Annotated in this window: 13 protein-coding genes and 1 tRNA gene; 3 read left to right on the forward strand and 11 right to left on the reverse strand. The window is 65.4% G+C overall.

Annotated elements, in window-relative coordinates:
• The 4 genes from D580_RS0111320 to trmJ all read right to left on the reverse strand — a co-directional run.
• Window positions 1-647 (reverse strand): aminotransferase class V-fold PLP-dependent enzyme (locus tag D580_RS0111320; protein WP_018954498.1); only part of this gene is annotated, 647 nt, incomplete at its 3' end.
• Window positions 648-710: 63 nt separating this feature from the next.
• Window positions 711-1,199: a Fe-S cluster assembly transcriptional regulator IscR gene (iscR, locus tag D580_RS0111325; protein WP_026289926.1), complete on the reverse strand. Its 489-nt coding sequence runs from the start codon at window positions 1,197-1,199 to the stop codon at window positions 711-713.
• A gap of 96 nt (window positions 1,200-1,295) precedes the next feature.
• Window positions 1,296-2,102, reverse strand: coding sequence for a serine O-acetyltransferase (gene cysE / locus D580_RS0111330; RefSeq protein ID WP_018954500.1), 807 nt, complete (start codon window positions 2,100-2,102; stop codon window positions 1,296-1,298).
• Between the two features lie 92 nt (window positions 2,103-2,194).
• Complete coding sequence (gene trmJ / locus D580_RS0111335) at window positions 2,195-2,938, reverse strand: tRNA (cytosine(32)/uridine(32)-2'-O)-methyltransferase TrmJ (RefSeq protein WP_018954501.1); 744 nt, start codon at window positions 2,936-2,938, stop codon at window positions 2,195-2,197.
• 102 nt (window positions 2,939-3,040) lie between these two features.
• Between trmJ and D580_RS0111340 the strand changes: the two genes are divergently transcribed.
• Window positions 3,041-3,820, forward strand: a complete 780-nt coding sequence (locus D580_RS0111340; protein WP_018954502.1) for an inositol monophosphatase family protein — start codon at window positions 3,041-3,043, stop codon at window positions 3,818-3,820.
• Between the two features lie 271 nt (window positions 3,821-4,091).
• Window positions 4,092-4,451, forward strand: a complete 360-nt coding sequence (locus tag D580_RS0111345) for a hypothetical protein (RefSeq protein ID WP_018954503.1) — start codon at window positions 4,092-4,094, stop codon at window positions 4,449-4,451.
• Between the two features lie 52 nt (window positions 4,452-4,503).
• Here D580_RS0111345 and secF read toward each other — a convergent pair whose 3' ends face one another.
• From secF to D580_RS0111375, 6 genes are all read right to left on the reverse strand, one after another.
• Window positions 4,504-5,445, reverse strand: a complete 942-nt coding sequence (gene secF, locus D580_RS0111350) for a protein translocase subunit SecF (protein WP_018954504.1) — start codon at window positions 5,443-5,445, stop codon at window positions 4,504-4,506.
• A gap of 16 nt (window positions 5,446-5,461) precedes the next feature.
• Complete coding sequence (gene secD, locus D580_RS0111355) at window positions 5,462-7,333, reverse strand: protein translocase subunit SecD (protein WP_018954505.1); 1,872 nt, start codon at window positions 7,331-7,333, stop codon at window positions 5,462-5,464.
• Between the two features lie 56 nt (window positions 7,334-7,389).
• Entirely contained in the window at window positions 7,390-7,719 is a 330-nt protein-coding gene (gene yajC / locus D580_RS0111360; protein WP_018954506.1) for a preprotein translocase subunit YajC, read from the reverse strand.
• A 60-nt stretch (window positions 7,720-7,779) separates the two neighbouring features.
• Complete coding sequence (gene tgt / locus D580_RS0111365; protein WP_018954507.1) at window positions 7,780-8,895, reverse strand: tRNA guanosine(34) transglycosylase Tgt; 1,116 nt, start codon at window positions 8,893-8,895, stop codon at window positions 7,780-7,782.
• A gap of 38 nt (window positions 8,896-8,933) precedes the next feature.
• Window positions 8,934-9,977, reverse strand: coding sequence for a tRNA preQ1(34) S-adenosylmethionine ribosyltransferase-isomerase QueA (gene queA, locus D580_RS0111370; RefSeq protein ID WP_018954508.1), 1,044 nt, complete (start codon window positions 9,975-9,977; stop codon window positions 8,934-8,936).
• 99 nt (window positions 9,978-10,076) lie between these two features.
• Window positions 10,077-10,163, reverse strand: a tRNA-Leu gene (locus D580_RS0111375).
• Between the two features lie 460 nt (window positions 10,164-10,623).
• Here D580_RS0111375 and D580_RS0111380 point away from each other — a divergent pair.
• Window positions 10,624-11,148, forward strand: a complete 525-nt coding sequence (locus D580_RS0111380) for a DsrE family protein (RefSeq protein WP_018954509.1) — start codon at window positions 10,624-10,626, stop codon at window positions 11,146-11,148.
• 98 nt (window positions 11,149-11,246) lie between these two features.
• Here the strand turns inward: D580_RS0111380 and malQ are convergent, their stop codons facing one another.
• Complete coding sequence (malQ, locus tag D580_RS0111385) at window positions 11,247-12,734, reverse strand: 4-alpha-glucanotransferase (protein ID WP_018954510.1); 1,488 nt, start codon at window positions 12,732-12,734, stop codon at window positions 11,247-11,249.
• Between the last annotated feature and the right edge of the window lie 7 nt (window positions 12,735-12,741).

The following is a 12,741-nucleotide window of genomic DNA, read 5'->3' on the forward strand; positions in this document are numbered from 1 at the left end:
ATGCCCTTGGGACCATAGGTCTTGTGGGCCGAGAAGCTCATCAGGTCCACCGGCAGCCTCGACAGGTCGATGGCCACCTTGCCGGTGGACTGCGCCGCGTCCACGTGCAGCAGCACACCCCGCTCCCGGGTCAGATTGCCGATCGCCTCGATGTCCTGGATCACGCCGATCTCGTTGTTCACGTGCATCACCGACACCAGCACCGTGTCCTCGCGCAGGGCCGCTTTCAGCACCTCCAGGTCCACCAGGCCATTGGCCTGCACGTCCAGGTAGGTGACCTCGAAACCCTCGCGCTCCAGCTGCCGGCAGGTGTCCAGCACCGCCTTGTGCTCGGTCTTGACGGTGATCAGGTGCCGGCCCTTCTTCTGGTAGAAGTGCGCCGCGCCCTTGATGGCCAGGTTGTTGGCCTCGGTGGCGCCGCTGGTCCAGACGATCTCCCGGGGGTCGGCTCCCACCAGCTCGGCCACCTGCTCACGAGCGCGCTCCACCGCCTTCTCCGCGTCCCAGCCGAAGACGTGGGAACGGGACGCCGGGTTGCCGAAGATGCCGCCGCGGGTCAGGTACTTGGCCATCTCCTCGGCCACGCGCTCGTCCACCGGCGTGGTCGCGGAATAGTCCAGGTAGATGGGGGTCTTGATCTCGCTCACTGCACTTTCCTCTCTGCTTCGGTACGGTGCCCGTGTAATCCGGGCTGAGTCAGTCGTCCCGGATCACTCGGCCCGGAAGGACTCGGCACGCCGGGAGAGCAGCACGCGCTGCCCCACCTGACGGTCCTGACGGGCGGCCACTTCCTGGACACCGTTGCGGGCCATGACATCGGCCAGGGTGATGTTGGTGAGAAACTGCCGGATCTGGTCACTCAGGTCCGACCACAGGTCGTGGGTCAGGCAACGCTGGTTGTTCTGGCAGTCGGCGGCGCCACCGCAGCGGGTGGTATCCACCTTCTCGTCCACCGCCGCGATCACGTCGGCGATGGCGGTCTTGTTCGCGGGACGGCTCAGGGAATAACCACCACCGGGTCCCCGGGTGCTCACCACCAGGCCCTGCTTGCGCAGGCGGGCAAACAGTTGCTCCAGGTAAGACAGTGAGATACCCTGACGATGCGAAATGTCGGCCAGGGAGATCGGCCCCTGGTCGTTATGGATGGCCAGGTCGAGCATCGCCGTTACGGCATAGCGTCCCTTGGTCGTCAACCTCATGTCCTGCTCCTCTTGCCAGTAATTCCCTGCCTCGAAACCGGGTTCCTCGGCATTGACCCAGGCATCTTAGCAATAACCTAGAAAAAAGGTCAAGTATTACCCTGCCCCGGATCCGGGTTGCCTGGGTGTCTCTTCCGGGTGGCTCTCCACGGTCTCCTCCAGCCCCTCCATGTCCCGGGCATCCAGCTCCGGGATATGGGAGTCGTCCACGTCCGCACCCAGCTGCTTCAGGGCATGGCTGGTCTCGTCCACCCGCTGGTCCAGGGTATGCAGGTGATCGAGAATGCGGTTGATGGCGTTGGCGATGGGGTCCGGCATCTCCTTGGACAGGCCGTAGGCGTCGAAACCTATGCGCTCGGCCATGGCCTCCCGGCGGCGCTCGTCCTCGTTGCGCTTGGAGATCACCCGCCCCGGGATACCCACCACCGTCGCCCCCTCCGGCACGTCCTTGAGCACGACCGCGTTAGATCCCACCCGGGCATCGGCCCCTATGGTGATGGGGCCCAGGATCTTTGCCCCCGCACCCACCACCACCCGGTCGCCCAGGGTGGGATGGCGCTTGCCCTTGTCCCAGCTGGTGCCACCCAGGGTGACGCCGTGGTAGACGGTGCAGTCCTCGCCGATCTCGGCGGTCTCTCCGATCACCACGCCCATGCCGTGGTCGATGAAGAAACGCCGGCCGATGCGGGCACCGGGATGGATCTCGATGCCCGTCAGCCAGCGCCCCAGGTAGGAGACCCAGCGGGCCAGCCAGAGCAGGCGCCGCTGCCACAGGGCATGGCTCAGGCGATGCAGCCACAGGGCATGGATGCCCGGATAGGTGGTCAGCACCTCGAAGGTGTTGCGGGCGGCCGGGTCACGGTCGAAGACGCAGCGGATATCTTCCTTCAGGCGTTCAAACATGGGCGCTTCCCGTCATGGGGATAATTCCTGAGCCGATTAGTAAGAAATTATACAGGTTCACGATGCAGCGTCACAGGGCACATCACGGGCGGTCAACGGCGTGGCCCCTTCTCGGCCGCCGTCAAGATCCCCCGCAGGATGTTCACCTCACTCACCGTGGGCACGGCCCGGCCGTAGAGCCGGCGCAGCCGGCGCAGCAGGTGCCGCGGGTTGTTCGGGTCGAGGAAATCCAGGTGGATCAGGGCACGCTCCAGGTGGGCGTAGAAATCCTCCAGGGCCTCGGCGCTGGCGGGCTGGTCTTCCGGGGCCAGTTCCGCGCTGGGTTCCATCGCCGGCGCCTGCCGGTCGAGGGCCGCCATGCGCAACTCGTAACTCAGCACCTGCACGGCGGCCGCGAGATTCAGCGAGCTGTAGGCCTCGTTGGCGGGAATGGTCACCAGGGAATGGCAACGGTCCAGTTCCTCGTTGCTCAGGCCGCTCTGCTCCCGGCCGAACAGCAGCGCCACCGGTCCCTGGGTCGCCGCCTCCACCAGGGCGGCGGCCGCCTCCCGGGGATTGAGCTGGGGCCAGCGCAGGCTGCGCTGCCGGGCACTGGTGCCCATCACCAGCCGACAGCCGGTCAGGGCCTCGTCCAGGTCCTCATACACGGGCGTGCCGGCCAGCAGGTCGTCGGCGCCGGAGGCCATGGCGGTGGCCTCCGCGCTGGGATAACGCACCGGACTGACCAGGCGCAGGTCCGAGAGACCCATGGTCTTCATGGCCCGGGCGCTGGAGCCGATGTTGCCGGGGTGGGAGGTCTGGATCAGGACGATCCGCAGCCGATCGAGTACATTCATCGTGTTCAACTTGTTGGGAACCGTGCGCTTGTGTATCGTTCGCCATCTCGACGCGGCAGCCGCCGCGTCCTTCTTTCATAATCCGTCTCGGGGAACATCCCAATGCAGCCGATGCTCAACATCGCGGTCAAGGCCGCCCGTGCCGCCGGCCAGGTCATCGTCCGTCACGTCGGGCGCCTGGAAGGCCTTACGGTGCAGAACAAACAGCCCAACGACTTCGTCAGCGAGGTGGATCATCTGGCCGAGCGCGAGATTATACGCGTCATCCAGCGCGCCTACCCGGATCACGCCATCCTCGCCGAGGAGAGCGGCGGCCAGGGCAGAAGCGACTACGAGTGGATCATCGACCCCCTGGACGGCACCACCAACTTCCTGCACGACTTCCCGCAATTCGCGGTCTCCATCGCCCTGCGCCATCAGGGCCGGCTGGAGCAGGCCGTGGTCTACGATCCGGTCAAGGAAGAGCTGTTCGCTGCCTCCCGGGGCGGCGGCGCGACCCTCAACAACCGGCGCATCCGGGTCACGACCCTCAAGGACCTGAACGGCGCCCTGCTGGGCACCGGCATCCCGTTTCGCGAAGACCAGGACCTGGATGCCTACCTCAAGACCCTGCGCGCCCTGCTCCCCGGCACTGCCGGCGTGCGCCGCGCCGGCTCCGCCGCCCTGGACCTGGCCTACGTGGCGGCCGGACGCCTGGACGGTTTCTGGGAATACGGCCTGAACCCCTGGGACATGGCCGCCGGCGTGCTGCTGGTGCAGGAGGCCGGTGGCCTGGTGGGTACACCCGATGGCGGCCATGACGTGATGGCCCGCGGCGACGTGGTGGCCGCTGGCCCGAAGGTCTTCAAGGCGATGCTGCAGCGGCTGGCCCAGGCGCGCTGAACTGCAATTCAACATTCAAGATTCAAAATTCAAAGGGGGCGGCCTCGGTGCCACCCCTTTAGTCTTTCTCTATGACGTATCCAGTTGGAATTTTTGGGTTTTTCCCTTTGAATCTTGAATTTTGAATCTTGAATTGCCTTCCCCCTTCCTTGCGCATTCACAAAACTGTGTTATACAGGAGCAACCCGCGGAAACACTCGGGTATCCCCGGTGGTGCGCCATACCCATAAACCACAAGCGCCACGATGACGGGACACATTGAGGGAGTCCAATGAACAGAATCCTGCTGAGCCTGGCGGCGCCGCCCCTTGCGGTGTGCCATTACGGCTGCGCGAGGCGTTGTGCCGCGCCCATCGGGGCGTTCTGGCTGACCGGCATCGTCGGTCTCGTCTACGGGGGCCTGGGGGGACCGATCAACAACGGCTCGGCGGCCTGGTGGGTGGTGGGGATCGGGGTGCTGCTGTGGGGGGTGGCCGCGGTCTGGACCCTGCTCACGGTCCAGGGGGTCGATGACGACCGTGCGCGCGTGAAGGGCAGCAACCGGCTGTGCCAGGCACTGACCGGATCGGGCCGCGGGCTCGATGAGAGCGATCCCCTGGAAGAGGTGGAACGTTCAAGACGTGAGGAGTGAGGCGTCAGGGGTGAGGTATTTCACGCCTACCGCCTGTCCCCTCACGCCTCAATCAGGGCCGCCCTTCCTCCGGGGCATCCTCCCCTTCCTTCTTCACCGGCAGCATCACCGAGCGGTCCACGCCCATGCTCAGGGCCAGGGCGGCGGCGATGTAGATGGATGAATAGGTACCCACCAGCACGCCGATGATCAGGGCCAGGGCGAAGCCGTTGATCACCGCGCCGCCCAGGAAAAACAGGGCGAGCAGCACCAGCAGCGTGGTGCCGCTGGTGATGATGGTGCGCGACAGCATCTGGTTCACTGACTTGTTCATCACCTGCTCGGCATTTTCCTTGCGCAGCTTGCGGAAGTTCTCGCGGATGCGGTCGTAGACCACGATGGTGTCGTTGAGCGAGTAACCGATCACCGCCAGCACGGCGGCCAGCACCGAGAGGTCGAACTCCTTCTGCAGCAGGGAGAAGATGCCCAGGGTGATGATCACGTCATGGGCCAGCGCCAGCACCGCGCCCACAGAGAAGCGCCACTCGAAGCGCAGGGCCACGTAGATCAGGATGCCGAACAGGGCATAGAGCATGGCCAGACCGCCCTGCTCGCGCAGCTCCTCGCCCACCTGAGGACCCACGAACTCCACCCGGCGCATGTCCACCCCGCCCTCGGCACCGGTGCGCAGCACCCTGAGCACCTCGTTGGAGAGATCGGCGGTGTTCTCGCCCTCCCGGGGTGCGAGGCGGATGAGGATGTCCTGGGATGTGCCGAAGTACTGCACGATGGCACGGCCGTAGCCAGCGGACTCGAGCTGCTCACGCACCTGCTCCAGCTCCACCGGCTGCGGGTAGCCCACCTCGATCACCGTACCGCCGGTGAAATCGATACCGAAGTTGAGACCGCGGGTGGCCAGCATGAAGATGGACCCGATGATCAACACCGCCGACACGATCAGCCACAGTCGGCGCTGGGCCATGAAATTGATGTTGGCGTTTGCGAAATTCAGCATGCGGCGTACTCCGCGCTCAGATGGCCAGCGCCTTGATGCGGCGCCGGCGACCATAGATGAGATTGATGACGGCCCGGGTGACCAGGATGGCCGTGAACATGGAGACCACGATGCCGATGGACAGGGTGATGGCAAAGCCCTTGATGGGGCCGGTTCCGAACATGAACAGCACCAGGGCCGCGATCAGGGTGGTGATGTTGGCGTCCACGATGGTCGACAGCGCCCGCTCGTAACCCGAGGAAATGGCGGCCTGGGGTGAATTGCCGTTCCTCAGCTCCTCGCGGATACGCTCGAAGATGAGCACGTTGGCATCCACGGCGATGCCCACCGTGAGCACGATACCCGCGATGCCCGGCAGGGTCAGGGTGGCCTGCAACATGGACAGCACCGAGACGATCAACACGAGGTTGAGCGCCAGGGCCACGTTGGCCACCAGGCCGAACACCCGGTAGTAGAGCGCCATGAAGACGAGCACCAGGATGAAACCGATCACCACGGAGTTGAAACCGCGCTCGATGTTGTCGCGGCCCAGGCTCGGGCCCACGGTGCGCTCCTCGACGATGGTCATGGGCGCGGCCAGGGCACCGGCACGCAGCAGCAGGGCCAGGTTGCGGGCCTCGCGGGTGCTTTCAAGGCCTGTGATCTGGAAGCGCCGGCCCAGCTGATCCTGGATGCGCGCCACGTTGATGACCTCCTCGGTGCGGGTGGTCCGGCGCACCATCTCGCCGTTCTCCTCCACCGTCTCGGTCTTGGTCTCGATGAATACCGTACCCATCAGGCGGCCGATGTTCTCGCCGGTCACCCGGCTGAAGATGCGCGCACCCTGGGCATCCAGGTTGATGAATACCGCCGGGCCGCCCGTGTCCTGGGCGATACCGGAGGCGGCGTCGGTAATGTAATCGCCGGTGAGCATCACCTGGCGGCGCAGCAGCACCGGGGTGCCGTCTCGCTCGCGATACAGGCGTGATGCGGAGGGCACGCGGCCGGTGGCGGCGGCCTCGAAGGGATCGTTCTCCTCGTCCACCAGGCGGAATTCCAGGGTGGCGGTGGCACCGAGGATCTCTTTGGCCCGGGCGGTGTCCTGCACGCCGGGCAGCTGCACGACGATGCGGTCCTCGCCCTGCTGCTGGATGATGGGCTCGGCCACTCCCAGCTCATCCACCCGGTTGCGTAGGGTGGTGATGTTCTGCTGCAGGGCCAGGCGGCGCTGGTCGGTGAGGGTGTCCTGGGTCAGGCTGGCGGTGATCAGGAACACCTCGCCGGATTCGGAGGTGCGGAAGTCCAGGTCGCCCCGGTATTCCCGGCGCAGGAAGTCATGGGCCTGATCCCGCTCGGCGGCATCGCGGAAACGCACCACCACGCCATCCGTGGCCCGCTCCACGGAGAGATAGCGGATGCGCTCGTCCCGCAGCAGGCTGCGGAACTCGCCCACGTAGCGTTCATGGGCTGCGGTGACCACCGCCTCCATGTCCACTTCCATGAGGAAATGCACGCCGCCGCGCAGGTCCAGGCCCAGGGACATGGGCCGGGCGTTGATGGCCCGCAGCCAGTTGGGCGTGGCCGGCGCCAGGTTCAGGGCCACCACGTTCTGGGTGCCCATGAGCGCGGTGCGCAGGATGTCCGCGGCCTGGAGCTGGTCGTCGGTACTGTCGAAACGCAGCAGCACCTGCTGACCGTCATACTCCACGCCCGTCTTGGGCACGATACCCCGCCCCGCCAACACCGCCTCAATCTGACGGCGGGTGGCCTCATCCACTTCGTCGGTTGTGGTGTTGGAGATCTGCACCGCCGGGTCCTCCGGGTAGAGGTTCGGCATGGCATACAGTGCGCCCACCGCCACGACCACGACGATGAGCAGGTATTTCCACAGGGGGTACTGGTTGATCATGGGGCGTCCGAAAGCGGGTTCTTGACGGGCCGGGAGACCTTATTGCAGCAGGCCGATCAGGCGTCCTTCATGGTGCCCTTGGGCATCACGGCAGCCACGGCGGAGCGCTGCACGGTCACCTGCACGCCATTGGCCACCTCGATGCGGATGAAGTTCTCTTCCAGTTCCACGATACGGCCCAGCAGACCGCCACCGGTCACCACCTCGTCACCCTTTGACAGGGACTCGACCATGGCGCGGTGTTCCTTGGCGCGCTTGGTCTGGGGACGGATGATCAGGAAGTACATGATCGCGAAGAAGATGGCGATCATGATCAGGAATTCGAAACCGCCGCCGCCCTGGGACTGACCGCTCTGGGCTGCCGCATCCGCGATGAAGAAATTCATGCTCGGGACTCCTTAGTTATTGGGTGTTCAGTCGGGTCTGGATGTGCGCAAAGGCCGGTATTATGGCACAGACGGTACCGCTTGCGAGCGGCGCCCGTAGAACTCCGCCACACAGGCCTCCAGACGGCCCTCGGCGATGGCCCCGCGCAGTTCCCGCATCAGGGTCTGGTAGTAATGCAGGTTGTGGATGGTGTTGAGCCGGGCGCCGAGGATCTCGTTGCACTTGTCCAGGTGCTTGAGGTAGGCCCGGGAATAGTTTCGGCAGGTGTAGCAGTCGCAGCTCTCGTCGATGGGGCCGGTATCGGTACGGAAGCGGCTGTTGCGGATGCGCATGACCCCTTCGCGGGTGTAGAGGAAGCCGTTGCGGGCGTTGCGGGTGGGGATCACGCAGTCGAACATGTCCACGCCCCGGCGCACCGCCTCGACAATGTCCTCGGGCTTGCCCACGCCCATGAGATAACGGGGCCGCTCGGCGGGCATCTCGGGCATCAGGCGATCGAGCACGTGATGTCGCTCCTCCATGCCCTCCCCCACGGACAGCCCGCCGATGGCGTAGCCGTCAAAGCCCACGTCCACCAGCCCTTCCAGGGACCGGCTGCGCAGGGCCGGGTACATGCCCCCCTGGACGATGCCGAACAGGGCCGAGGGACTGTCGCCGTGGGCTACCTTGGAACGGGCCGCCCAGCGCAGGGACAGTTCCATGGATTCCCGGGCCTGGTCCTCCGTGGCCGGATAGGGGGTGCACTCGTCGAAGATCATGACGATGTCGGAACCCAGCGCCCGCTGCACGGCCATGGAGCGCTCCGGGGTGAGCAGGATCTCGGAACCGTCCACCGGCGAGCGGAACTTGACGCCTTCTTCGGTGATCTTGCGCAGATCAGCGAGGGAAAAGACCTGAAAACCGCCGGAATCCGTCAGGATGGGCTTCTCCCAGTGCATGAAGTCGTGCAGATCCCCGTGCAGCTGGATCACCTCGGTGCCCGGGCGCAGCATCAGGTGGAAGGTGTTGCCCAGGATGATCTCGGCGCCGATGCCCTCCAGTTCCTCCGGGGTCATGGCCTTGACCGTGCCGTAGGTACCCACGGGCATGAAGGCCGGCGTCTCCACCGTGCCCCGGGGAAAGCTCAGCCGCCCCCTTCTGGCCGCGCCGTCCGTCTTGATCAGTTCAAATTCCACACTTCACTCCAGATCCCGTCTTTCCTTGAGACTAGCCACTAGCCACTTGCCACTTGCAACTGCCCTATAAACATCGCATCCCCATAGCTGAAGAAGCGATAGCGCTCGGCCACCGCATGACGGTAGGCCTGCATCACCGGCTCAAAGCCGGCGAAGGCGGACACCAGCATCAGCAGGGTGGACTCGGGCAGATGAAAATTGGTCACCAGGGCATCCACCACCCGGAAGGTATACCCCGGGGTGATGAACAGCCGGGTGTCACCGGAGAAGGGTTTCAGTTCCCCGTCGGCTGCCGCGGACTCCAGGCTGCGCACCGCCGTGGTCCCCACCGCCACCACCCGCCCGCCCCGGGCCCGGCAGGCGGCCACCTGGGCGCAGACCTGCGCGCTCACCTCCGTCCACTCCGCGTGCATCACGTGTTGGCTCAGGTCCTGGACCCGCACCGGCTGGAAGGTGCCCGCACCCACGTGCAGGGTCACGCTGGCGGCCTCCACGCCGCGCGCGCGGATGCGCGCCATGATGTCCGCATCGAAGTGCAGCCCCGCCGTAGGCGCCGCCACGGCCCCCGGCCGGCTGGCGAACACAGTCTGGTAACGGTCCCGGTCCTCGGCGGCATCGAGGCGGTCGATGTAGGGCGGCAGGGGCATGTGGCCGTGGCGTTCCAGCAGCTCGATCACCGACGCATCACCGGAAAATCTCAAGCTGAAGAGATCGCCCTCGCGGCCTTCCACCCTGGCCTCCAGGGCTTCCTCCAGCCACAGCACCACACCCTCCCCGGGCGACTTGCTGGCACGCACGTGGGCCAGCACCCGGTGCTCGTCCAGCACCCGCTCCACCAGCACCTCCACCCGCCCCCCGGTGTCACGCTTGACCCCCAGCAGACGGGCCGGGATCACCCGGGTATCGTTGAACACCAGCAGGTCCCCGGGGTTGAGCAGGTTCGGCAGGTCCCGGAACATACGGTCCGCGAGCGCCCCCGTATCCCGGTCCAGGCACAACAGACGGGACGCGGAACGCTCCGGCAGGGGCCGCTGGGCGATCAGTTCCGGCGGCAATTCATAATGAAAATCGCTCAAACGCATGGCGCGCGATGTTATCAGATGATACGGGAGGGTATTGGAGGGAAAGCGGCCCAAGTCAGTCCTTGCCACTCGCCACTTGAGACTTGCCACTGCGTTTATTGGTGCCGGGAGCGAGAATCGAACTCGCACTCTGTTGCCAGAACCGGATTTTGAGTCCGGCGCGTCTACCAGTTCCGCCATCCCGGCAGGGAGGCCTGAATTCAGGAGGGCCTAGTCTAATGGAATACCACCGGGAGTAAAGCCGCATCGCATGGCGCCACCGGGAGCGGCGACATCGCCGCGAACAGAGGCGCCTGTCCAAGCCACGCCGTTCGGCCCGAGGTCGGGCCTCCTACGAATTAACCCGAATGTTTCATGAATTCGCGCGATGATCGCGCAGGATATTGGCTGCACAGGGGATTTTCCGAGGGAGCGCCGTATCGGGCTATACGGCCGACTGAGGAAAATTCGCTGTGCGGACAACAGACAAGCGAGGGCGTGCGCAATTCATGAAACATTCGGGTTAATGGCCAGGGTCTCAAATTCATGACCACGGTCATTCCGGCGCCAGTTTCTCCGGGCAGGCTCCAGGCGGGGCACTATGCTTGAAACCATGGCGACGCCCTCCGGCTCGCCCCGCGATCATTCTCAACCCTAGGAGCCCGTCATGATCCTCAACACCCTGTCACGCCCTCTGCTGACCGTCCTGTTGCTGGCCGCAACGCTGGCCCTGACACCCGCCCTGGCCGGCGGACATGCTCAGAGCCAGGGCAAAGGCGGCTACGTCTCGCTGGAGGGCCTTCAGGAGTTCCGCGGACTGGTGGACCTGAGCCACGGGGAGCCACGCACGGTGCTGCGCTACCTGCAACTGGTGGCGCAGATGGACGATGATCTCAAAACCATAGGACTTGAACGTCGCATCGTGGTGGCCATGCGTGGCGGTTCGGTGCGTTACCTGCGCCGTGACCGCAGCCCCATCGACCTGGCCGACCAGATCGTGGCCGAGGAGATCGCCAGGGCCATCGCGGACCTGCACGCCAGGGACATCCGCATCGAGGCCTGCAAGGTCGCCATGGACCGCTTCGAGGTGCCCGCCGACGGCGTACTGGAGGAGGTGAACGTGGTGAACAACACCTTCATCACCCTGATCGGGTTCCAGCAGCAGGGCTATGGGATGGTGGCAATACCGTAAGGGAAGTGCAAAGGGTGAATTGGGAAGTAGGAAGTAAAGGCCTTAACTTCGCACTTCCCAATTCACACTTCGCACTTCCTCCGCACTTCCTCCGTGCTTCATGCCCGTCCGTACATCTCCACCATCCCCCGCACCTTCTCCGCCAGCCCTTCCTCGAACTGATCCCAGGAAAATCGCCAGGTCCAGTTGCCCTCGGTGGTGCCGGGGACGTTCATGCGGTGCTCGCCATCCAGGGCCAGCAGGTCCTGCAACGGCACCACGGCGAGACGGGCCACGGAGGCCAGTGCGCTGCGCACCAGGGGCCAGGGCATGGGCTCGGCAGGCTGGCCCAGGTAGTCGAGCACGTGGGCCTGCAGGCCCGGGTTGCAGGACTCGAACCAGCCCAGGGTGGTGTCGTTGTCGTGAGTGCCGGTGTAGACCACGCAGTTTTCCACGTGATTGTGCGGCAGGTAGGGATTGTCCGGTCCGCCCTCGAAGGCGAACTGCAGGATCTTCATGCCCGGCAGGTCGAAGCCGTCGCGCAGGGCCTCCACCTCGGGGGTGATCACGCCCAGGTCCTCGGCCACCAGGGGCAGCCTGCCGAAGCGCTGTTTCAGGGCTCGGAACAGGGCCTCGCCGGGGGCCTTCACCCATTGCCCGTTGATGGCCGTGGGCTCGTCGGCGGGAATGGACCAGAAGGCCTCGAAGCCGCGGAAATGGTCGATGCGGATCAGGTCCACCAGTTCCAGCTGGGCGGCGATGCGTTCGATCCACCACTGGAATCCGTCAGCCTCCATGGGCGCCCAGTCATAGTGGGGATTGCCCCAGCGCTGGCCGGTCTCGGAGAAGTAGTCCGGGGGCACGCCCGCGACGCTCACCGGCTGGCCGTCATGGTCTAGGTCGAACAGGTGGCGGTGGGCCCAGACATCGGCGCTGTCATGGGCCACGAAGATGGGCATGTCGCCGAACAGCAGGATGCCCCGCTCCCGGGCGGCCTGCCTGAGCTGCCCCCACTGGCGGTAGAACACGAACTGGTCGAAGCGGTACTGATCCAGCACCTCATCCAGCCGTTCCCGGGTCTGGCGAATCGCGCCCAGGTGCCGGTCGCGTAGGGGTTCTTCCCAGGCCCACCAGGGGGTGCCGCCGTGCTCCTGTTTCAGCGCCAGGTACAGGGCGTAATCCTCCAGCCAGTGACCGTGGCGCTGGATGAACTCCCGATATAACTCGCGCTCGGCATCCGTGGCGCGGGCCAGAAAACCCTCACGTGCCAGGCGCAGGGGCTCGCAATGGAACGGGTTGCGTCGGCCCCGGCTCTCCGCCACCGCGTCCAGCCAGCCCCAGTCCACCAGGGAACGCTGGCAGATGAGGTCAATGTTGCCGGCATTCACCGACATGCACTGGTAAGGGGAGCCGCCGTCGTGGGGCTGGGACAGGGGCAGCATCTGCCAGACGCTCATGCCGCTGGCAGCGAGGAACTCCAGGAAACGCAGGGCATCCGGGCCCAGGGTGCCCACATCGCCCGGACCCGGCAGGGAGGTGGGATGGAGCAGCACGCCGGCGCGACGCCGGTCCAGCGGTGAGCGGCCTTCACTGGGTTCCTGTGACACACGACCT

The sequence above is a fragment of the Thioalkalivibrio sulfidiphilus genome (assembly GCF_000377945.1).
GTDB lineage: Bacteria > Pseudomonadota > Gammaproteobacteria > Ectothiorhodospirales > Ectothiorhodospiraceae > Thioalkalivibrio_A > Thioalkalivibrio_A sulfidiphilus_A.